Annotated in this window: 17 protein-coding genes; 15 read left to right on the top strand and 2 right to left on the bottom strand. The window is 47.6% G+C overall.

The window, feature by feature from the left end:
- Positions 1-10: 10 nt before the first annotated feature.
- Together NW212_RS06290 and NW212_RS06285 are read left to right on the top strand one after the other, a co-directional pair.
- Positions 11-853 carry a lipopolysaccharide assembly protein LapB gene (locus NW212_RS06290; RefSeq protein WP_258337795.1) on the top strand — a complete coding sequence of 281 codons (843 nt, stop codon included), beginning with the start codon at positions 11-13 and terminating at the stop codon, positions 851-853.
- Positions 854-933: 80 nt separating this feature from the next.
- Entirely contained in the window at positions 934-2,064 is a 1,131-nt protein-coding gene (locus NW212_RS06285; protein WP_258337794.1) for a hypothetical protein, read from the top strand.
- Between the two features lie 11 nt (positions 2,065-2,075).
- On the opposite strand, the gene NW212_RS06280 is transcribed toward NW212_RS06285, so the two are convergent.
- Positions 2,076-3,275: an MFS transporter gene (locus NW212_RS06280; protein WP_258337793.1), complete on the bottom strand. Its 1,200-nt coding sequence runs from the start codon at positions 3,273-3,275 to the stop codon at positions 2,076-2,078.
- Positions 3,276-3,377: 102 nt separating this feature from the next.
- Positions 3,378-4,412 carry a phenylalanine--tRNA ligase subunit alpha gene (gene pheS, locus NW212_RS06275; protein ID WP_258337792.1) on the bottom strand — a complete coding sequence of 345 codons (1,035 nt, stop codon included), beginning with the start codon at positions 4,410-4,412 and terminating at the stop codon, positions 3,378-3,380.
- A 120-nt stretch (positions 4,413-4,532) separates the two neighbouring features.
- Between pheS and NW212_RS06270 the strand changes: the two genes are divergently transcribed.
- The 13 genes from NW212_RS06270 to NW212_RS06210 all read left to right on the top strand — a co-directional run bounded on the left by NW212_RS06270 (position 4,533) and on the right by NW212_RS06210 (position 21,352).
- On the top strand, positions 4,533-5,390 hold the full coding sequence (locus NW212_RS06270) for a DUF4348 domain-containing protein (RefSeq protein ID WP_258337791.1): 858 nt from the start codon (positions 4,533-4,535) through the stop codon (positions 5,388-5,390).
- Positions 5,391-5,394: 4 nt separating this feature from the next.
- Positions 5,395-6,408: a UDP-N-acetylmuramate dehydrogenase gene (gene murB / locus NW212_RS06265; RefSeq protein WP_258337790.1), complete on the top strand. Its 1,014-nt coding sequence runs from the start codon at positions 5,395-5,397 to the stop codon at positions 6,406-6,408.
- A 27-nt stretch (positions 6,409-6,435) separates the two neighbouring features.
- Entirely contained in the window at positions 6,436-7,218 is a 783-nt protein-coding gene (locus NW212_RS06260; protein ID WP_258337805.1) for an MBL fold metallo-hydrolase, read from the top strand.
- Between the two features lie 637 nt (positions 7,219-7,855).
- Positions 7,856-8,461 (top strand): hypothetical protein, encoded by a 606-nt coding sequence (locus tag NW212_RS06255; protein WP_258337789.1) that lies wholly within the window; start codon positions 7,856-7,858, stop codon positions 8,459-8,461.
- A 60-nt stretch (positions 8,462-8,521) separates the two neighbouring features.
- Positions 8,522-11,626 (top strand): tubulin-like doman-containing protein, encoded by a 3,105-nt coding sequence (locus NW212_RS06250; protein ID WP_258337788.1) that lies wholly within the window; start codon positions 8,522-8,524, stop codon positions 11,624-11,626.
- 143 nt (positions 11,627-11,769) lie between these two features.
- The gene (locus tag NW212_RS06245) at positions 11,770-12,411 is read left to right on the top strand and encodes a hypothetical protein (RefSeq protein WP_258337787.1); all 642 of its coding nucleotides are present in this window, start codon (positions 11,770-11,772) and stop codon (positions 12,409-12,411) included.
- Positions 12,408-13,520, top strand: coding sequence for a hypothetical protein (locus tag NW212_RS06240; protein WP_258337786.1), 1,113 nt, complete (start codon positions 12,408-12,410; stop codon positions 13,518-13,520). The genes NW212_RS06245 and NW212_RS06240 overlap by 4 nt, the downstream gene beginning before the upstream one ends.
- Before the next feature lie 10 nt (positions 13,521-13,530).
- Positions 13,531-14,229: a hypothetical protein gene (locus tag NW212_RS06235; protein WP_258337785.1), complete on the top strand. Its 699-nt coding sequence runs from the start codon at positions 13,531-13,533 to the stop codon at positions 14,227-14,229.
- A 28-nt stretch (positions 14,230-14,257) separates the two neighbouring features.
- A complete protein-coding gene (locus NW212_RS06230; protein ID WP_258337784.1) occupies positions 14,258-15,277 on the top strand; it encodes a hypothetical protein in 1,020 nt (339 codons plus the stop codon).
- A gap of 29 nt (positions 15,278-15,306) precedes the next feature.
- Positions 15,307-16,887 (top strand): hypothetical protein, encoded by a 1,581-nt coding sequence (locus NW212_RS06225; RefSeq protein WP_258337783.1) that lies wholly within the window; start codon positions 15,307-15,309, stop codon positions 16,885-16,887.
- Positions 16,888-17,036: 149 nt separating this feature from the next.
- Positions 17,037-17,708 (top strand): hypothetical protein, encoded by a 672-nt coding sequence (locus tag NW212_RS06220; RefSeq protein WP_258337782.1) that lies wholly within the window; start codon positions 17,037-17,039, stop codon positions 17,706-17,708.
- A gap of 320 nt (positions 17,709-18,028) precedes the next feature.
- On the top strand, positions 18,029-19,297 hold the full coding sequence (locus NW212_RS06215) for a DUF4784 domain-containing protein (protein ID WP_258337781.1): 1,269 nt from the start codon (positions 18,029-18,031) through the stop codon (positions 19,295-19,297).
- Positions 19,298-19,564: 267 nt separating this feature from the next.
- On the top strand, positions 19,565-21,352 hold the full coding sequence (locus NW212_RS06210; protein ID WP_258337780.1) for a hypothetical protein: 1,788 nt from the start codon (positions 19,565-19,567) through the stop codon (positions 21,350-21,352).
- The last annotated feature ends 331 nt before the right edge of the window (positions 21,353-21,683 follow it).

The raw sequence follows: 21,683 nt of genomic DNA, 5'->3' as shown, positions 1-21,683 counted from the left end.
TTTTTTGAATATGAATCGGATAATCAGTTATGTGCGCTTTTGTATAATTCTCTTTTCCCTTTTTCTCTTTGACGGCCGTTTGTTTGCCCAGTCTTATAACGAAGTGGTTGAAGAAGCGATGGCGTGTGTAAAAAAAGACAGCCTGGCGCAGGCTGAGGCTCTTTTTCAGAAGGCATTGAAAATGGATCCGTCAAACGCGCGTAACGCTCTGCTGTTCTCTAACCTGGGGACTGTTCAGAAGCGGTTGGGAAAGGCGGATGAAGCCATCCAGTCGTATACGATGGCGTTGAACATCATACCCTATTCCACTTCCATGCTTTTGAACCGGGCTGCTCTGTATCTGGAAGAGAATCTTACCGATAAGGCATACGTGGACTATTGCAATGTCATCGATCTCCTGCCCGAAAATATCGAAGCGCGCCTGTTCCGTGCATACATCTATATGCAGAAGCGGCAGTATCAGGAAGCGCGCATTGATTATAATGTGGTCTTGGACAAGGACGCGAAGAACCGGACCGCACTTCTGGGAATGGTTGTGCTCGATGAAAAGGAGGGAAGGTATATTTCGGCCATCAACCGGCTGAACCTGCTTATACAGAATACTCCCGATGACGTGGCGCTTTATAAGATGCGTGCCAATCTGGAATGGGAGCAGCAGCATTGGGATATGGCCATGCTCGATCTGGAAAAGGCGATGAAGCTTGCTCCCCGTGATGTGGAGATCCGGCTGATGCGTGGTGACATTTATCTGGAAATGAACAGAAAAGAAAAGGCTAAAGAGGCTTATGAAGAGGCGGTTGCACTGGGGGCTTCGCAGGCGGAAGTGCATTTGCGCCTGGAAAAATGCAGATGATACAAATTTTAAAAAAACTTCATCTTAATTTGTGCTTTTTAAATTTTTTGTTATCTTTGCTGCATAAAGAAGTGTAAAGTATGAAACTACGTTTACTCGTGAAGTTGGGTGTAGCACTTTCCGTCATTTTATTCTGCATCGGAATCGGCTTTTACGGATTTGCCAGACTGAGTGTGGCTGACAAGAATCAGGGGGCTGATTTGCTTGAGTATGTTCCGGCTGATTGTTATGGCCTTTTTGAAATAGACAATATAGACTTTTTCTTACACGGATTTTCTGATATGGCCTATGCCGCCCAGCTGGATACGCTGCATCGGACGGGGCTTGTGGCTGATGTGCTGAACGATCTGAACAATTACTCTTCTTCTGCCGCGCATGGGCTGAGCAATCGGATGAACCATCTGCTCGTGAGTTTCCATACTCCCGGCAAACCGGACGTAGTGGCGTATTTTCATGCCGGGAAAGAAGAGAAAAGGCAGCTGGTCGAAGCTGTCCGCCGGAAATACAATGTGAACTTTGTGTCGAAGGAGGAAACTTACAGAGGAGAAAAGATTGAAGTTTTTCCGATGGATCCTGCGCGCTACCTGTCTGTGTATGAGGAGGGCGGAGTGCTGGCTGTCAGTTACCAGAAGAATCTGATCGAGCGGGTGATTGACGCGAAAAAAGACGGTGCCTCGCTGCGGAACGATGCGGTGTTTTCTTCCATTCATCAGCCGAAGTCAGTCAATCATCTGACAATTTATGGGCGCACGGCCTCCCTTCCTTTCTTTGTTGACGGACATCCATGCTGGAGCGAGTTTGATGTAAACATGAACAGCGAGGTCTTTTATCTGAGCGGGGCAATGTACATGCCCGATTCCTGTATGCAGACGATAGAGGAGCGGCTGGATAAGGTGCAGCCTGTGGTGGAGAAAGACAGCCTGCTGATTGTTTCCGGGCCGGAGAAAGTTGATTCTTGCATCTCTTCGGTGATAGCCTCGCCTTTCCATTCGTTGTTTGATGAGTGTACGGCAAACCTTTCGCGCGACGCTTCATACATAATGGTTGCCGACATGGACAAGATCGCGAAGCATCCCGAACAGTATGCTTCCTTTCTGCCAGGCTTTCTTTTGCGTCATCCCGACCTTTTCCGGTCATTTATTCTTTCCGTTCAGATAAAAAAGGTAAAGAGTCATTTCTCCCATATTTTTGTCTTTACCTATAAGGATTAGTCCGCTCCCGCTTATCTCAGCCTGTTCTTTTGGAAGTGCGGTCCGGCCTTGAAATGGAAGTAGAAGAGAGAAACCACTGTAAGGGCGGCACCGAAGAGGTAGGCTACCCGGAACGTGGAGATTTCTGCAATGTATCCTCCGGCAAGCATGCCGATTCCCAGGCCTACGTCCCATGATGTCAGGTAAGTGCTTGTGGCTGTTCCGCGCTGGCTGTTTGGAGCAAGGTTCACAAACAAGGTGTTGTAAGCCGGGAACATGGTTCCGAAACCTACTCCAAGCAGAAGCGCGACAAGAAAGAACAGGGCGGTTGCGATGCTGATGTTCCAGTCGACGAGCCATCCGCAAGCGGTCAGGATGAAGTAGCAGAAGCTAACCAGATAAAGTCCGGCTGCTATCACCTGCGTGATCATTCCTTTGTCGACCAGTCTTCCGCTGAACAGGCGGCTGATTGCCATCCCGACAGCCATCAGTGTGAAGAAGAATCCCGTTTCTGCGGTGATTCCAATCTGGCGTGCATACATGGCTACGTAGTTGGTTGTCATTCCGTAGGGAATGGAGAGGAGCAGAAGGCTGAATCCGGCCGGAATACCCTTGAGAAGAATAAAGCGGTCGAGCGAAACCGGAGCGCGCTTTACAGGAGCCTTGTAGGGAGTCTTTACCGCACATGCCGAAAAGAATCCGAGCAGGCATGAGCCGAGCGCATAGCTGAATATGGTGGTATAGGATGCCCCTCCGCTGTGCAGGAAGAGTCCGAACATCGGTCCGATGGACATGGCTATGTTGTTTGCCAGCCCGTAATAGCCCAGTCCTTCGCCTCGTCTGGAAGAAGGCATGATGTCAATCACCACCGTGTTTCCGCCTACGGTGACCATTCCGAACGAGAAGCCGTGGATGACGCGGAATATGATGAATAATGTCAGCATGCCGGCAATCATGTATCCTGCGAAAATCAGCGTAAACGTGAAGTAGGCGAGCAGGTAGAGGGGCTTGCGCGCAAAAGTGTCGAGCAGGTATCCCGAGAATGGGCGGATGCAGAGCGAGGAGATGGTGTAGCACGACAGTACGATTCCGATAGTGGTGTTGGATGCCTGAAAGATCTCCGAAAGATAGAACGGAAGCACCGGAACCAGCAGCCAGAATCCGAAGTAGAGCAGAAAATTGGCTGCCAGGATAAAGCAGTAGCTGGGAGTTGCGAGCCTGTCTTTTTTCATGGCCTGGGAGTTTTTGTTGCGCTATAGAGGCCACAGACACAAGGAGGATAAACTTATCCCGCACCTGTTTCTGTGGCCTCTGTTGTGCTGTATGTGGAAACCTTAGTTTGCCGATTCGAATTCTTCGAGGAAGCGGGTGTCGTTTTCCGAGAACATGCGCAAGTCCTTCACTTTGTATTTCAGGTTGGTGATGCGTTCCACACCCATGCCGAACGCATAGCCGGAATATACCTTGCTGTCTATTCCGCAGGCGTCAAGCACGGCCGGGTCTACCATGCCGCATCCCAGGATTTCCACCCATCCGGTATATTTGCAGAACGGGCATCCTTCGCCGCCGCAGATGTGGCAGCTGATATCCATCTCCGCGCTCGGTTCGGTGAACGGGAAGTAGGACGGACGGAGGCGTATTCTTGTCTGCGGGCCGAACATTTCCTGGGCGAATTGCAGGAGCACTTGCTTCAGGTCGGTGAACGATACGCTCTTGTCGACGTACAGCCCTTCAATCTGGTGGAAGAAGCAGTGGGCGCGGTAGCTGATCGCCTCGTTGCGGTATACACGTCCCGGGCAGATCACGCGGATAGGGGGCTGGGTCTTTTCCATCACGCGGGCCTGCACGCTGCTTGTGTGCGTGCGGAGAATGATGTTTTTGGTCACGTCGTCTGCGTTCGACTCAACGAAAAACGTGTCCTGCATGTCGCGTGCTGGATGGTCGGCCGCAAAGTTCAGCATCGTGAATACGTGCATGTCGTCTTCCACTTCCGGGCCTTCGGCGATGGTGAATCCCATCCGTCCGAATATGTCGATGATTTCATTCCTTACGATGGAAAGCGGGTGGCGCGTTCCCAGTCCGACGGGGTAGGCGGTGCGGCTCAAATCGATGCCTTCGGTGTCATTGTCCTGGTTGTCGAACATTTCTTTCAGGGCCGCGATGCGTTCCTGCGTGCGGTTCTTCAGTTCGTTCAGTTTCATGCCCACTTCTTTCTTCTGTTCGGCGGGCACGTTGCGGAAATCCGCCATCAGCGCATTGATCGCCCCTTTCTTGCTTAAGTATTTGATGCGGAGAGCTTCGAGTTCTTCAGCGTTGCTGGCAGTCATGCCTTCTACTTCATGAAGCAGTTCTTCTATTTTTGCTAACATAGTTCTTGCTATTATTATTTTGCTGAGTGCAAAGGTAGTAATAAAAAAGAAAAGTCCTATTTTATTTTACACCGAAACGAAAAAAAAGGTATTTTTGCACCCAACATTTGAGTATAGTAAATGAAAACATTGATTTTCGGGTGTTGTTTGGTGATACTGATGGCATCCTGCCAAGGTGGCAAGAAGAAAGCCGGTCCTTTTGAAACTTTGACTGAGCAGATTGATTCTTTGACTATGGTGCCTGATTCGGTTCAGGACACGCTTGCGGTTGCGGAGGAAGAAGTTCCGGCGTCGGCTGATGAGAGTTTCGCCGATTTTTTCTATAACTTCGCTTCGGAGCCTAAGTTCCAGAAGTCGCGTGTGGTTTTTCCTTTTTCGTTTTACAAGGGAGAAGAAGTGGTGCGTATCCAGCGCAAAGAATGGAAATACGATCCGCTCTTCAGCAAAGAGCAGGCCTATACCGTGCTTTTCGATTCGGAAGAAGACATGGAGGTGGAGAAGGACACGGGCTTGCGGAGCGTGCAGGTCGACTGGATTTATCTGCATGAAGGAAAGATCAAGCGCTATTATTTTGAGCGCAAGCGGAGTTCGTGGTTTCTTGAGGCGATAAATATTGAGCGGCTGACGCAAGAAGAAGACGGGAAGGAAGATTTCTTTGCTTTCTACAAGAAGTTCTCGTGCGATTCGGTGTTCCAGAGCGAACGCCTGTCCAGTCCGCTGGCTTTCGTTACGGTCGATCCGGAAGACGAGTTCCAGATTCTGGAAACCACGCTCGATGAGGGGCAGTGGTTCGCTTTCCGTCCGCCGATGATGAAAGAACGGTTGACCAATGTGCATTACGGCCAGCCCGAGCAGAAAAATGCAGACCGCAAGATAATGGAATTCAAGGGTTTCGGAAACGGATTCAACAACACGCTGCATTTTTCGCGGAGAAACGGGCTGTGGCGTCTGGTAAAGTTTGAAGATTTAAGCGATTGATTGTATGACTGAATATACAGACTATTCCCTGCTTGCTCACAACACGTTCGGAATGGACGTGAAGGCGGCGCGTTTCATTGAGTATAAGTCGGAAGAAGAGTTGTGCGCCTTCCTTTCTTCGGGAGGGCTTCGGCTTCCCTTTTTGCATATCGGAAGCGGAAGCAACCTGCTGTTCCTCTCAGACTATCCCGGATTGATCCTGCATTCGGCCGTGAGGGGGATCGAAACGGTGGCTGAAACCGGGGAATGGATCGAACTTCGCGCAGGCTCGGGCGTTGTGTGGGACGATTTTGTTGCCTATACGGTGGAGCGCGGATGGTATGGAGCCGAGAACCTGTCGCTGATACCCGGTGAGGTGGGAGCTTCGGCGGTGCAGAACATCGGCGCATACGGAGCGGAGGCGAAAGACCTGATCGTATCGGTAGACACGGTTGAGGCCGGAACAGGAAAGAAGCGCCGTTTCTCCAATGCGGAATGCCGCTACGCTTATCGCGAGAGCATCTTCAAGAAAGAGCTGAAAGGGCAGTATTTTGTGACGGGGGTGACTTATCGCCTGAGCAAGCGCCCCGTGTTTCGTCTTGATTACGGCAACGTGCGCGCCGAACTGGAGAAAGAAGGTGCCGTGCCGACTCTTGCCAACGTGCGCCGGGTGATCATTTCAATCCGGAAGAACAAGCTCCCCGATCCGGAGGTCATGGGAAACGCCGGAAGCTTTTTCATGAATCCGGTCATTCCGCGGAGCCAGTTTGAACGCTTGCGCGGGGAATATCCCGACATGCCTTCCTATCCTCTGGAGGGAGAGCGTGTGAAGGTGCCGGCCGGATGGCTGATAGACCGGTGCGGGTGGAAAGGCAAGTCTTTGGGACCTGCCGCCGTACACGACCGCCAGGCCTTGGTGCTTGTCAACCGGGGAGGGGCTACGGGGCGCGATGTGCTCCGGCTGGCCGGTGAAGTGGTCCGTTCGGTACAGGAAAAGTTCGGCATAGCGATTTCGCCCGAGGTGAATGTGATAGAATAAGATTCAGATTAACAGAACAGGATGGACATGAAGATTACGATATTGGGAAGCGGAACTTCTACGGGAGTTCCTCAAGTGGGATGCACGTGTGAGGTGTGCAGAAGCACGGACGCGAGGGACAACCGCCTGCGCTGTTCCGGCCTGGTAGAGGCGGACGGCGTGCGCATTCTCATCGACTGCGGTCCGGATTTCCGCCAGCAGATGCTCCGGCTGAACGATTACCGTCCGATCGACGGGGTGCTGATAACGCACGAGCATTACGATCATGTGGGCGGACTTGACGATCTGCGCCCTTTCTGCCATTTCCGTGACATTCCGGTTTATGCCGAGAGCGATACCGCCGAACGTCTGAAAAGGCGCATTCCTTACTGCTTTACGGAGCATCTCTATCCGGGCGTGCCGCACATTCCGCTGGAAAAGATCGCGGAGGGCGTTCCCTTCACGGTCAGCAACATGCAGGGCAACTCGGTGGAGGTGGTGCCTTTCCGCGTGATGCACGGCCCTTTGCCTATCATGGGATACCGTATCGGTCCGATGGCGTGGATTACGGACATGCTTTCCATGCCCGACACTTCGTATGCCTGTTTGCAGCATTTGGACTGTCTGGTGATGAACGCCCTGCGCATCGAGCCGCACTGGACGCACCAGTCGCTTTCGGAAGCCCTTGCGCAGGCCGCACGAATCGGGGCGGGCCGCACGTGGCTTATCCACATGAGCCATCAGATAGGCCTTCATGCGGAGGTTGAAAAGTCGCTTCCTGCCAATGTGCATCTTGCTTACGACGGACTGGAACTGCATTGCAATATGTAAGCAGAAAGCCTCTTTTGCTTTCCGCACCGCGACGCGTTTTTCGCTTTCTGGAGATGCTTTCTTAAAGAAATATAATCGGAACCCCGTTCATACGCCTTGTGAAGGGGGCGGTTCCGGACTGGCCGGGAGGATTGGGGCGTATAAGCGTGTGAAAATAACGGCTTGTTTTGATAAAAGTTTCCCGTCATCTTTGTCCGGATGACCTTATATGTGGCGGAAAATGTCCCGTCATCTTTTCAGACCCTGCTTTTTATCCTTCTTTTTTGTCCGGAATGTTTCAGAATGGCGAAGTTTTCGGATTGTCATAGTGTTGTGAGTTATTGTTTGTTTCTTATATGTGAGAATGTTTTTTTCTTATTCCTATTTTTTTTGTTAGCTTGTTTGGCTTTTGAAGATCATACTGTCTTTGTCTGGCTTCATCTCCATTCGGTTTTTCTCTTTCTTCTCGTTCGGGTCTGGAAAAAGGTGATTTTTGGGCTTTTGAATTGACAAAATGACAAATTGTAAAATGATATTTGTTGCCAAATGTCGAATCAGTTTTGTTTTTTCTATTGAACTATTGTTTTATTAAATAGAAAATATTAGCTTTGCAATGTTGATTAATTTTAATATATTACTATTTTAAACACACGTGTTCATGGGGGCTTTGTTCAATATCATAGTATATTCTATTGAAAATCTCATTTTAGGTGTGCTGTTGACTGTTGTGGGTGTGGCATTTATGTTTTTCATTATACGTTCGTGGTACTCCAATCGTGCTTTTACTTTTGTCAGCTATGCGGTGGGAGTGGTTCTGTTTTTCTTTTTGTCGTTTCAGGCTATTTTGTTGGGTGGTGCGGTCACTATATGCTCATATGCAGATAATGTGGAGATGGCTGTCAATGGCTGGGTGCAGGGTATGCCTGAAAGCATGATGTTGGGCGCAGATGACAGCCAGCAGATTTTAGAATCGATACAAAATGAGTGGCCGTTGGTTGGCTATTTTATTGGGGAAGCTGATTTTACCGGTCATACGCCGTTGGATATTGCTTCGGCCATGGCCGAAGAACTGCGTTCTTATATGAACCGTTTTATTTGGCGTCGTGTGGGATGGAGCGCACTGTTCGTGCTGGTGGCGGCTTTTGTTGTCATCAAGACGATGGAAAAGACCGGCCGGTTTCGGCGGACTGCTGCAATGCAGGGGGGCAGGACAGGGAGCGGCCATAGAGGAAAAGCGCGTTCCAGATATTACGATGATTTCTGAAGTAATGAAATATATAATATAATATTGATGAAGTAATGAAATATATAATATAATATTGATATGGCAAACCATTTAGTTATTGGATTAGGGGGTACGGGCGGTTCTGTCTTGTGCGCCTTGCGCAAGCGCATTTATGAAGAATTCCGTTCGAACGAACCGGCCGGAGGTGCTCATATAGAGTATTTGTATGTTGACTCCAGTCTGGCTGATTTGAACAACGAGGAGAATTGGCAAATATTGGGAACTTCAGTGCAGTTGTCACCTGCCCAGCGCCTTTCTATCAACGGTATCGGTACGGGTGTATTGGACAATCTGGACCAATATCCAGGCATTAATTCGTTTATAAACCGTCGGGACGAGGCTATGCTGAAGGAAGGTGTCGGTGCCATCATTAGCGAAGGTATCGGCGGACAACGTCGCCGTTTCGGGCGTATGCTGATCGCTAACAATATGTGCGGTCTCCCTCAAAATACGTTCATCGGTCAGGTGCATGCACGTGTGCGGGCACTAAAGGAACAGGAGAATGTGGATGACGTGACTTTTCATATTTGTGCCGGATTGGGCGGAGGTACGGGATCGGGCTCAATTGTCGATGTCGTGACACAGATCCGTAATGAGTTCCAGCGTACAGGAGATGACCGCAGCAAATTTAAGATTCAGCTATATCTCTATGTTCCCGAGAAGATTATTCAGATTCCCGGCGGGGAGGACAGCAACCGTTTCTATCAGCCCAACGGTTATGCAGCTCTGCTGGAACTGAACGCCATGTCTGTAGGGCGTTACCTGCCTACCGACGTGAAAGGAAATACTGACGAATATGGCAACGTGCGCCGTCTGCTCAAGGGGCAGGACGCATTCGATATGGCCTATCTTTATACTAACGTCAATGAGGCAGGAAAGGAAGTAAACCTGCATAAAGTCTTGCCGAATATCGTGGGCGACTTTCTGTTTCAGAAAATTGTAGTTTCATCCATGAGCGACGGAAGGATGGCACGGTTAGAAACAAACGAAAACAACGGTCTTCTGCCTGAAGCCAATGAGTCGGGCGAACCTGTTCACAGCCGTAAGTTCATGACCTTCGGCGTGAAGCGTATCGAGTATCCCGAAACGGAAGTCGTTGAGTATGGAGCTTACCACCTGGCTCGTCAGGCATCCATGCAGATGCTTTACGGATTGTGGGATGATGCCCGCGGGTACATCGAGTGTGCGGAGGATATGGTGGGGAAAGACTATGTGGAGTTAGTGGAGAAAAGCAGCGAGTTAGAGAGCAATCTCCTGAGTGAGGAATACTTGACTTTGAGCAAGCCGCTTCCTTCCATTGAGAAGCACGTTACCAACTGGAAGCCCATCGTGCAGGCTTGGGAAATGTATGTGGACCGTTACAAGCAGGATGTGCAGGCCGAGTGCGGCAAGAAGGAATGGTATGAAGAATTCAATCAGTTGTGCAATAATTTCTTTGACAGTATGTATAGAGGCTGCGGCGTGAAGAAATTCTATGTCAACTACGAGTCACAGCTTATGGGATTCGCCGAAGAGATTTGCCGCCGTATCGAGAACAACTTGTTCAGCCGTTGGAAATTGGGAGAGATGTCTGTCATTGAGGTACACAAGTACATTAAGGTTCTCTCGAGCAAATGTGAGGAACGCATCGAGCAATATAAGCAGAAGATTAACAAGCGCACAGCTTATCTTAACGAAGATTTGGCCGCTCAGTTGGAAGACATTCGTCGCGATTGGAACAATATCGGATGGTTGCGCGATGCCGTCACTAACGCTTCGACCAAAACGTTCGGACGTTTCGCTGATGCCAAGCGCGAACAGCTTACGTTGATGACCACGATCACCGCTTACGGATATGCCGCCAAACTGCTGGCAGAGGTTGTAAATATGCTGACGCTGCTGAATGCTAACAGTGTGGAGCCTTTGATGCGAGTGTTTGAGGAGTTTGCTGACAATATGAAGAAGCAGGCTGAAGATAAATGCAAGCTGAGCGATGCTGAGGAAAACGATATGAGGGGTGAGGTCGTTAAGGAATATGACCCGCGCCAGGTGCGCGACACTGTACAGGGATTCCTCAAGAATCAGGAAAGCCAGCGGAAGCATGCTGCCAGTCTCCGCACTGACATTGTGGAAGCTGTGGGAGCTACTAATGCCGCTTTCAGTATATTGGCCAAGAAGATGAATCTTAGCGCTCTGCAGGAAGTTACATTGAAGTCGTGCATAGAGAAGTCGCGTGCAGAACTGAACGAGTATTCCAAAAAGAACGCGAACATGCGTCTTGTAAATGTCAATATACTTGACAAGTTGCGGAATACTGACTGCAGCACTCCTGAAAAGCGCAAACGCTTTGTCAAGGAAATTTACAACGCAGCGCAGAGCTTCCTCACTTTCAACGGCTCGGAAGAAGGGAAAGGAAGTCCTGAAACAGCGGCCAACCACCAGAAAATCATCCAACTTTCGTTGCCGCTTTATGAGGACGATGACACTTTCCGCAATGACTTTATTCGCGACTTTGGCGAGAGCGGAACCATTCTGTTCAGCAGAGACAGTGACGTGTCGGTCAATTTTAAGAGCAACCAGATCGTTGTAATTACCGCTCATAGCGGTTTCCCTCTCCGATATGTTGATAATGTGCGTGTGTTGAAAGAAAAGTATGACATACTTACACGCAGTGAAGTCAACCGCATGGTGGTGCATACTGAAACTTTCTCCAAGCCCCTTCCCGGTTTGTTCAACCGCAGCAAGGAGGAGTCGGAAAAAGACCTCATGCCGATTGTTCTCTTGGCATATACTCTGGATGGCATTATCATTCCTCGGGAAGATCTTGAAACTGGTGAGAAAACCATGTGTTTTGCAGGCGAAAAGAATCGTATGGGGCGTGTTAGCCGTTGGATTCCAGTTGGAGAAGACATGATTGTCACGCTTAAAGAACTGAGCAAGATGAGCCGGGCTATGGATGCCGCCTCACTGAAGAAAGCTGTTGTGGAGGAAATGGATGCAAACTACAAGCATATCGAAAAGCGGAAACAACTGATGCTGAAACTGGGTGAAACATTGGACAACGTATTGCTTCCCTTGGTCAATGGCAATGAGAATAATCCGGTTTTCGCGGCCTTCAATAAGGCGGCGGAGAAACTTTGTGACGATGACTTGCGCATCGCGTGATGTCGCGGTTTCGTTACTTTTGTGTGCGGCATCTTTGCATACAAAAGTAGAGAAGCTGACAATCATTCTGTATGAATTTTCAGCGAAAGAAAAGCCTCGTTTAGGGGCGGAGCATAAATAATCACTTATTAAAAATAGCAGTTATGGCAAAAAAAGTTGGAACTTGTGTAAATATTGATTGTGAGAACTATAAACAGGAAATCGAAATAGAACCGGGCGGAGAGTTTGAATGTCCTCTTTGTCATCAGCCCTTACGTGAGAAAAACGGCGGTGGCGGTGGAAAACATAATGACGACGGAAATGGAAATGGGAACGGCAAGAAAATAGCCCTTATCATAGCTGCTGTGGCAGTATTGGGCGGTTTAATCTATGGCATCTTTTTCACAGGGGGAGGTGAGGAGCCGAAAAAAGAAGGTCTTGGTCTTCCGGAAAATACGGTGGAAGTGAAACCTGATTCTTTGAAAAAAGGGGGTGACACCATAACTATAAATGTCGATTCATCGGAAGAAAAAAACGATACAGAAATTGAACGGAATTCTAATCCCTCGGTTGTGAATGGCCGTGGAACGGTAGACCTTGGTTATGGTACTTATACAGGCGACTTGAAGAACGGCAAGCCTCATGGTTATGGTGTCATTACCTACAAGCAGGCACACAAGATTGTCAACTCGAAAGACTTCGTGGCTCAGCCCGGAGATACGTTTGAAGGAGAATTCCGCAACGGACGTATAAGTGGTTTGGGCTATTGGAAACACGATGGCAATGAAACGGCTGTGAAACCATGATGTTGCGGCGTTGCTGTACGGCTCTGTTGTTGGCGGCATTCGTCTTGTGTGCGGATGCTGTCCCTTCGTTTCAAGTGTCTGGACTGGAAGTATTGGCCCGGCGCATCGGACTGGCACTGCCTGATACGTTAGGTGTCAGAGTTGACAACGATTCTACGTGGAGTTATTGCGGACAGGCATTGCGTATCCGTACCAATGATTTTGGCGATGTTTCACACATTGGATATAAACTGTTCGATACTTCTTGGGCAGCTGTTTCTGAATCCCGTTATCTGCTTGATTTTGTGGAACGCTATGCGCTTGAAGAAGATGTGTTGCCAGAAAGTGATAAAACCGAAGCTACCAGCCGTAAGGCTGTTTCTTTTAAAAGTGGCAATGCTTCCTTGCTCAAGACTCTGACGCCTTCCACGCCTTTCCGCATCAGCGAAGAAGAGCGGCGAGGCTATCTGATAGAATGGGAGGCTGGAGGTGGAAAGGTAAGTTTGCAGGTGCAGGCAGACTGCCAGACTTTGTTGGGGGCTGATTTGGTAGAGTTGGAAGAGATGTTTGAGCGTGATGTGTGCCGTACATCCTCTGAATTGCCAGGCGATTCGCTGCCCGAAGCGTGGCGTGACTGTACGTTCTCCACATCAGAGAGTGTGTCTGTGGCTGACGGAGGAACTTTTCTCAATGAACAGATTCGGTCCCGTCTTTATCTGCATCGGGACAGTACTGTTGATGGTGCTTATCGTCTTCTGACAGACGAAGCGCATCCTTGGCAGGCGTTAAACAATCTTTTGCTGACTGGCTGCGCTCACCGGATTGTTCCCTTGTATCTGACACTAGACAAGTATGGCAATATTAAGAAAGATTTGACGCTCACGTTGCAGCAGTTTGTGCGTTATTGTACTCTTGCAGGCTGCAAACTCTATCTGGGAGTCAAAGAGCGTACCGAAAGTGAAGTGTTCGCTACCCTCTTTGCCGTCCATACGAAGTTGGCTTATTGTCATACAGTTAGTTTGCGTGTGCCTTTTGGAACGCTGAGCGGTGACGGAGTAGTTCGTGGAACGATTTATGCGTTTACTCCGCTTCAGAATGTTACAGAGAAATTTTTTATAACCAATTCATAATAAATGAATTATGTATCATATTAAGATGTTGCTGACGATTGCTTTCTGTTGCTTTTCTGTAATAGCTTTGGCAGAATCGGTAGATGACGTGAAAAAGCAAATAAACAAGGTGAAAAAAAGTTCACAATATATTTATGCTGAGTCAACAGCTTCTACGGAGGAAGATGCTCGTGCTTATGCCGAAGAGCGGTTGTATGATAATGTGAACAAGTGGGTGGCTACCCGGAAGAAAATGAGAGGTAGTGCGAATTTGGTGGTAAACAACCGTAAGGAATTGTGGACAACGCTTTCAATGCCACGCGGTTCCAATATGTTCCGTTATTTTGTTTATGTGAAGAAGGATGATATTATTCCTGCAGAAAACGCCATAGTCATTGCCAATGAGAGTCAGCCAGCAGTGGAAGAAAAGTTGCAGTCGGTGTTGCCCGAAGCCGTTAGTCTGCTGGCTGGTATCACAGACTATTATGCTATGACTGAAAAGATAAAGCAACTGAAGAGCGAAGGAAAAATTGAGGAGTATGGACGTTATGCCTCACTGGACGACCCTAATGAGTATTATCTCATTATCTATAATCAGCAGGCTAAGGTGGTGGGTATTCTGACACCAGGCCTTAATCGCCGCAATGTGAAAACAAATCAGCCTGATGGAGTGGCAAATTACCGTGGCTGTGGAGCTATTGGCATAAAAATAGAGGGAAATGAAAAATAATAACACTTTAATAGCGAACATGGATATTATGAGAAATATACTGATGCGTGTAGTGCTCTTGTTTGCCGTCATTCTGGCATGGGGAGCGAATGATTGCCAGGCGGTGGAAGTTACTCTCACCATTGATGAGGGTGTGAATCGTCCGGCAGGTCTTGAGAATGCCCAGCGTAATTTGGGGCTTGTGTTAACCGAAATAAACCGTGCCCAGCAGACCAAAACTGTCCTCACAACAAAAGACTTGCCTATGGATAATTTCTCGTTGCGTTCGCTGGTGCGTTTGTGGGCGGTTACACCGTTTTATTGCGATGATGATGAGGTCGTAGAACGTTGTTGGGTGTTTAAGGATGGTTCGATGATGGTGAGCCACATTCCTCTGATTATAACGCCGGAAGGAGAGGATTTCGGCGTGGGTACTTATCAGGAAGCAATTGTGGAGTTTGATGCACAAGGCCGTTTGACCGATTTTCGTCTGGCATTGGACGCTCAATTGTCTGAAAGTTTGGAACATTGTGGAAATGTGGTGGAGAAAGAGAAGCAAATGATTATCATGCAGTATATCGAGCGCTTCCGTACAGCTTATAATCAGAAAGATATTGATTTTATTAATCAGATTTTCAGTGATGATGCGCTGATTATCACCGGAAAGGTTGTTTCCGTTCGCCCTAATGCCGATAATGCTTTTATGACACAAAAGGTGGAATATACCAAACAAAGCAAGGAAGAATATATTCGCAACTTGAAGAAAGCTTTTCTGCGCAATAAATGGATTAACGTCAAATTTAGTGAAATTGGCGAAAATGGCGAGGAGGGCGGTTGTGCCGGCATTACCCGTTCGCTGGTCAATCCTAATATGTACGGTGTGCGCCTGCATCAGGAATGGAGCTCAAGTACTTACAGTGATAAGGGGTATCTCTTTTTGCTTTGGGAATTTCCGGAAAATGGCGGCAGTCCTCTGATACACGTGCGTACTTGGCAGCCTGAGTGGGTGGGCGGTGTGCGTCAGAAGCCTGACGATGATATCTCAACTTTGGGAGCTTTTGACCTTTGATTGTAATGTTTACTTTGATGCAAACGGATATGAAACGAATTTTTTGGGTGTTGTGTTTTTGTTGCTTGGCCTTGCCGCTTTGGTCGCAGGCTGGCGTTAACGAACTTAGTCCTTCTCCCGATGACGATTGTTTTGAGATGCTTGATGGCAATCGGGGAGTGCTGCTGCTGTCGAAGCACAAAGATTTGGTCATTGATGTGGTCAATAAGGCTTATCCCATTTCCGTACGTTTCAAGGGGACGGGGAGCGATGGTTGGTTTCGCTATTATGTCATTATTGATGCGCGCGATACGAAGCAGCCCAAGCTGGAGGTGAGTCGTATGGGAAGCCCGTACCGCTCCTCTCAATTGGTTAATTTGAAGAATCCCAATTTTTTGGTTGCCTATCGTTTGGATGAAGTGGAAAACCCTATTCGTTATGAAGAACAGACACAAGCAAACGATGTGCATTTCAATGCTACTGAGGCCGCTCTTGAGTTTACTACCACTCTGAAGAGCCTGCAAGTGAAGTGTTCGCCCAAACTTGGAGCGAAAATTACCAGCCATATCAGCGAAACTGATAATTCTTTGCTGGTGGTTGATGTGGTAATTCCTTTGGCCAAACTGGATGAGGCGCGTAAGGAGGTGCAACGTCTTGCCAAACGTCAGGCTGAGCTTGACGTACTTGTTGATAGCGGTGACTTGGCTTCGGATGCTTCGGAATGGGATGAAATGGATAGTTTGGCCGTGAAATTAGATTCGGCTCAGGTGCGTCTTGCTTCCATTTCCAGTGTAATGCTTTACGGTGAAGGCACTAACTATCTGTCGGTGAGTATTGATGACCTCACTCCCCGTATGAAACGTTGTTATGTCGTTCTGCCTATTGTTGTGGAAAAAGAGGTTTTCACCAGCCAATGCAGTGCTCTGATGGATGAAGGTGGCCGTTTGTTCGGTATGCGTAAATACAAGCCGGCTCGCGAGGCTTACGATAAGGCATTGCAGACGGGTGAAAGAGTTGTTGCAGAGATGAAACCTGTCATACAGTCGGCCATTGCTCTATGCGACTCGTGCTTGCTTTATGATGGAATGACTTCTAGATGTTACCGTGCGATTGAGCGGATGAAAAAAGAGGGTAATGTTACTCAAGCCGATGTGGCCAAATATGCATCTTATGCCATTCAGTATATTGAGCAGGTCTATAAGTTTAACCCGGATGATTATTATTTAAGGCGCATAGAGTTGATGGAAAAGCTGCTGAAGGGTATGAATCTGCAGATCAAGTTCACCTTTGTTGAGTGGAAGACATTCTCTGAGGGTAATCCGATTCCGGGGGTGGAGGTCTGGATTTATCGTGGTTTTACACCGTTGGCATCCAGCATGTTCTCCTCTGACAAACGGTTCCGCCGTTTCTTGAAAAAAGAGGGAATGAATTTTTTGCAAGTTGGTCAGTCGGGTGCAGACGGCATTTCTGAAATAGAACTGGACCGTACCGAATTGCCTGTCGGCATTCTTTTCCGTCCCAAGGAGGATGCTCCGCAGAAGATTGTTTACATGACGTTTGAAAATTTGATGAAACAAGCGCAAGGTACGTATATGAAAAAACAGTTTCGTGTGAAGATGTATACAAAATAGCGTTGTTCTGTTTAATCTGGAATATTGATAACCAAATATATTAATAACTTTAATCTGTTTTTAAGTTTATGAAGAACATTATCTTGAAAAGTTTTTGCACATTGATGTTATTTACTTTTTGTGCGGCGAGTGTTTCGGCTCAAGGTTTTTTGAATAAACTGAAGAAAGCAGCCGAAACGGTGCAGTCTGCCACTGGGAACAGTCAAGGTAGCGATACTGCCGATAATGCGGCAGACAGCATTTCGGCAAAGGAGCTTATAGCAACGATGCCCATGTATAGCGTGGTGGAAGTCGTGGAAATAGGAGAGAATGGCGATACAATCCGCAACGAAGATCAGACCATCCGCAAGACTTATCGTCTAGTGGATCAGAACGGTAAGATATGTGACCCGAATACGGCCCGCAAACATCTTAAGGCTGCGCTTAAGTCGGGAGGTGCTATTGTTGCTAAAGTGGGTATAGGTGCAGGAGTGGGTTTGCTGGGCGGACTTGCTTCGGGAGGATCGAAGAAAGATAAACTGATAGGTGCGGGAGTTGGTGCAGCTGCTGGATTGCTCGCTTCGACCGATGATATTAAGGAACTGAAAAAACAGTTGAAACTTCGAAAGGAATGTCTGCGTGTGATAGCTCAGTACCAGAAAGATTTTACTGATGAAGGTGTACCTGTTGATGCCAGCGCTGACTTGTCTGCTTATCAGGATTGTGAAATGATGACCTTGCCTGCCGCACAAATAAAGGATGAGTTGTTGGCTTCGCAGGAAGAGGGCGGTTCGATGGAAGACTTCTCAGATGAGGAACTGGAAAAATTATTGAGCAAATAGGAGAGCCTTGGCTTTTGTGTGAAGAGGGATGCTGCTTTTATTTTGTACTTGGGGCGTATGACTGGTATGCGATAAACTTTCAAAGTGAGAGGTATAAAAGAATTGCATTGGAAATAGAATCGTTTAGCGAACAAAATCGGAAAATCTTCCAATAGAATCTTTATTTTAACCTAAAGATGTGTATCTTTGAGTAAAGGATATGTGTCTTTAGGTTAAATAGTTTGGAGATAAAGGATTTCTACAAGAAGAGAAAATTTTTGTCGTTCCTTTTGCTTATCTTTGTTAAACGGATAAATTGCTGAATTTAAAGAAACAAAGCTATGAAAACAAACGTTCGTTTAGGGCTGGTTCTGCTGGTGCCAGTCTTTGCAATGGGCATGGCGGCATGCAAGGATGACGAAGGGGCATCCGAACCGCAATTCATTGAAAATGCAAGGCTGATGGAGGAGGGACAGACGCTTTCTCCGGGCGAAACCGTGCATCTTTTGGGTGATGGCTATCTGGATACCGATGATGTGATGCTGGAGTTTTATTGGGACCTGAACGAGCCGGGCTTTCCGGAAGGTTACATCAAGGGTTACAGGGCCGAAATTATGGAGTCGGCTTCGGACGGCATCTCTATCCGTCTGCCTTACCGGAAGCCCGAATCGCGGGTGGAGGTGCTGGTGATGCGCAGCGGAGAAATGATGCGTGTGGGGAAATTGTACGTGGAAGACGGTGCTACTCCTGAAGAAGCCCGGCTGTATGGCATTACCCGTGGTGGAGGCACGGCGGAATGCATGTGGAACGCAAAGCCGGAAACGCGGTGGACGCTTGACGGATGTCCGGACTTTCATTCCGCCGTGTCCTGCTGGGAGTGCTATGGCCTGTGCGGACTGAGCGAAATCGGAGGGATGCAGTGTCCCGTCTTTTTCGACTTCTGCACCTCGGAATGGAAAAGGTTGGGCGGATATCCTACGCTTGCCTTGTTTGCCTCTCCGTCAGGAGTAGGTGCGCTTCATGCCGTTGACGGGGAGGATTATACGCTTGAGATCATCTCTGACCATCTGGAGCGGAATGATTATGTTTCAACCTCTTCGCGCGATATTATGCCGGCACCGCTATATAAATATCCGTTGCCGGAAGGTTTGGAAGCGGAAATGTTCGGCGATTATCCCGGTGCCTATACGGGAACGGAAAGTCTGCTGTTTTCCGCAAATAATGGGAACGGAAAATGGACTCCTGTGGTATATGGCATCTATAGCGGATTCCATGCGCTTGGCGATGTGGAGGCTGAAGGACTGATACCTTTCTCCTTTATGGATAAGGACAATGAATGGCAGTGCGGATATATCGTGGTCCGTGCCGGTGTGAGCGGAATGTATCTGCTGGAAGAGAACGGCGAGCCTGCTTTCGACGAGCCGTGTTCCACGTTTGCCGGCCGTGCCCTGTCGGTGTCTGCCAATTACGACCGTCCGAGAACCTTGACCGTTCTTTTTGAAACCGGCGGCACCGGGCGCAAGATCATGGAGTTTTCATTGGATGGAAAGGTCTGGAAATCCGTGGACGAGGAAGGATGCGCTTATGATGAGATCGTATGGACGAACTGATCTGTCCGCTTGGTAAAGTCTGTCGTTTTTCTTCTGTTTTATTGCCTGCCGGGTGTGTATCATCCGGCTCTCATGCTTTCTGATTGTTTGAGTGGAATGCAGATGTAGGACATTTTGTTTAGTTTAGTTAATAAAAACAGACAATATAATCCTTTTTTTTGTCTGCTTAGCATTCGTAAACATCTGTTTGGTATATAATGCATAATTATGCTTTTTTTAATTAAACGAATGACGCTACATTTGCCATGAAACTTAAAAACATTATGTATGAGAACGAAAAATCTTTTTGTATGGATACTGCTTGTGCTAACGGCGGTGTCTTGTAAGAATGATGATGAACCTGGACTTCCCGGTGGAGGGGATAATCTGGCAAAGCTCGGTCAAATAGCAATGGTAACGGAAGATATCGGTGACTGGGATAAGGCTTATCTGACTCCCGACGGGTATTTTTTGTATCGTGACGGAATCTCTGCTCCGGCAGCGCGCGAAGGCGAAACAGACGATAAATATGATTGTCTGAGTTATATGTCGTTGGATAAAAAGACAAAAGTGAATATTCTTTTGTCAAAAGACGACAAACTTCCTGCGCAGATTGTATTTGAAGATAAGACTTCTCTGTATTTCAGTTATTTGGATGATGAGCCGGAAGAAGAAACCGTTCTGGAATTGGTTTATGACGGAGGCGGAAAGATGGAAAAGATCGGCAACTACAGATACAGTTATGCTGAATGGGAAACCATTAAGACTCAGTATGCGGGTGAAGATATCCTGATGCAGGCTCTGTCTTATTTTAATTTCCTGGTTAAGGAAAGCGGATGTACTTCATCTTCTATCGTTGGATTGACCGAAACATTCGACGACGTGCTCAGTCTGGAAATCAGCTTGGATGTGGATATAGACGTTTTGGCTCTTGAAAAGGACGATGAAGGTTTTGTCTTCGTCAGTGACATAAATGTTGTGTTTGATGTCGTGGTTGAGAAGGTCTTTTCAGAACTGGCTTTATGGACAGGTGAGGCCAGCTTTAAGGTCGGCGGATCTTCATGTACGTTGAAAGGGTCTATCTGGTGTGCATCGCAGACATTTGGAGATTATGGAGTATATGGTATTGTGTGTGATACGGACAAGTCAAAACTGAAGATTGATGCAAATCCTGAATTCTCAGGTACAGGCATCCAGACGGATAAGGAATTTGAAGTTGATTTCAGAGGACTGCAGCCGCGCACCACTTATTATTATCGGGCTTATTATAAGTTCAACAGCTCCGATCACGGTAATTTGAAATTCGTGGACAATGTTGAGGTTTCTTCAGACGGACAGGTCGGATACGATACGGTCATCAAAGAATTTACTACAGGCGATAATATCTTGAATGTGGATGTAGTGATGTGTATGGATGTGACCGGCAGTATGAGCGGACTGATTAATACGGTAAAGAAAAATGCCCTGAATTTTTATGACATATTTGAGAAAGCTTGCGTTGAATCAAACATCATATTGTCTTCGTTGAATACCCAGGTTATTGCTTTCCGTGACAAGAATGAGGATAAAGACTGGCTGTTGAAATCGGATGTGTATGCCATGCCTGATGACAGGGAGCTGTTCAGCGGATTTGTCAATGGACTGAGAGCTACAGGTGGAGGTGATATCCCGGAAAGTGGTCTGGAAGCACTGGATACTGCTTTTTCAAGGGACGATTGGGGCAAAGACGACGGCTATCATCGTCAGGTGGTCATTTTGTGGACAGATGCGTCTTATTTGACTGGTTCCAGCTATACGGACTTGACCTTGGAAAATGTGCAGCTCAAATGGGACAGCATGCCTTCCGGACGCCGCTTGGTATTGTTCGCTCCAAACGGGACTCAGTCCAATGGAGGCAGCTGGAGTGATCTGGACAGTTGGATCAATGTGATGCATCTGACAGATACGTCTACCGGATTTGAAAATATCGATTACGTAATTGACAACATTATCGGTGAATTGACCGGTAAAGGTAAAACAGAACTGAGCCGGGTACAGCCTTCTTCGGTAACCACCGTATTCACTCCGAACTATTAAAAACAAATGCCTTGTTCCGGAACAGCCGACATGCTTGGCGTTTGATGGCAAAAGTATGGTGGGCTGTTCTGTGGCAATGGACATAAATTCAAAAAGCTCTATCATTCTCCGGAAAGGGGAAGGTAGAGCTTTTTGATATTAACGTGAGTCCGACGGATTCAGAGCGTTTAAATTTTGCTCTGCCTCGGTTTGAGAATTGTATTCGAGGATGTTTATCCATTTTTACGGGGATGACAGCAGGGAAACCGACCGGAAACAAACTCAAAAGGAGCGGATAAAAATACTTAGAAACTGTTTTGAATTTCTCCAAAAAGTTTTTCTTGGCTTGATG

Source organism: Bacteroides sp. ET225 (assembly GCF_024733745.1).
Taxonomy (GTDB): Bacteria; Bacteroidota; Bacteroidia; order Bacteroidales; family Bacteroidaceae; genus Phocaeicola; species Phocaeicola excrementipullorum.
This window is presented reverse-complemented; position numbering and strand designations above follow the sequence as displayed.

What these genes read in the sequence shown, in the direction of transcription:
- NW212_RS06290 (WP_258337795.1), top strand. Translation starts at nt 11, where the DNA reads ATGAATCGGATAATCAGTTATGTGCGCTTTTGTATAATTCTCTTTTCC.
- NW212_RS06285 (WP_258337794.1), top strand. Translation starts at nt 934, where the DNA reads ATGAAACTACGTTTACTCGTGAAGTTGGGTGTAGCACTTTCCGTCATT.
- NW212_RS06280 (WP_258337793.1), bottom strand. Translation starts at nt 3,275, where the DNA reads ATGAAAAAAGACAGGCTCGCAACTCCCAGCTACTGCTTTATCCTGGCA.
- pheS (WP_258337792.1), bottom strand. Translation starts at nt 4,412, where the DNA reads ATGTTAGCAAAAATAGAAGAACTGCTTCATGAAGTAGAAGGCATGACT.
- NW212_RS06270 (WP_258337791.1), top strand. Translation starts at nt 4,533, where the DNA reads ATGAAAACATTGATTTTCGGGTGTTGTTTGGTGATACTGATGGCATCC.
- murB (WP_258337790.1), top strand. Translation starts at nt 5,395, where the DNA reads ATGACTGAATATACAGACTATTCCCTGCTTGCTCACAACACGTTCGGA.
- NW212_RS06260 (WP_258337805.1), top strand. Translation starts at nt 6,436, where the DNA reads ATGAAGATTACGATATTGGGAAGCGGAACTTCTACGGGAGTTCCTCAA.
- NW212_RS06255 (WP_258337789.1), top strand. Translation starts at nt 7,856, where the DNA reads ATGGGGGCTTTGTTCAATATCATAGTATATTCTATTGAAAATCTCATT.
- NW212_RS06250 (WP_258337788.1), top strand. Translation starts at nt 8,522, where the DNA reads ATGGCAAACCATTTAGTTATTGGATTAGGGGGTACGGGCGGTTCTGTC.
- NW212_RS06245 (WP_258337787.1), top strand. Translation starts at nt 11,770, where the DNA reads ATGGCAAAAAAAGTTGGAACTTGTGTAAATATTGATTGTGAGAACTAT.
- NW212_RS06240 (WP_258337786.1), top strand. Translation starts at nt 12,408, where the DNA reads ATGATGTTGCGGCGTTGCTGTACGGCTCTGTTGTTGGCGGCATTCGTC.
- NW212_RS06235 (WP_258337785.1), top strand. Translation starts at nt 13,531, where the DNA reads ATGTATCATATTAAGATGTTGCTGACGATTGCTTTCTGTTGCTTTTCT.
- NW212_RS06230 (WP_258337784.1), top strand. Translation starts at nt 14,258, where the DNA reads ATGAGAAATATACTGATGCGTGTAGTGCTCTTGTTTGCCGTCATTCTG.
- NW212_RS06225 (WP_258337783.1), top strand. Translation starts at nt 15,307, where the DNA reads ATGAAACGAATTTTTTGGGTGTTGTGTTTTTGTTGCTTGGCCTTGCCG.
- NW212_RS06215 (WP_258337781.1), top strand. Translation starts at nt 18,029, where the DNA reads ATGAAAACAAACGTTCGTTTAGGGCTGGTTCTGCTGGTGCCAGTCTTT.
- NW212_RS06210 (WP_258337780.1), top strand. Translation starts at nt 19,565, where the DNA reads ATGAGAACGAAAAATCTTTTTGTATGGATACTGCTTGTGCTAACGGCG.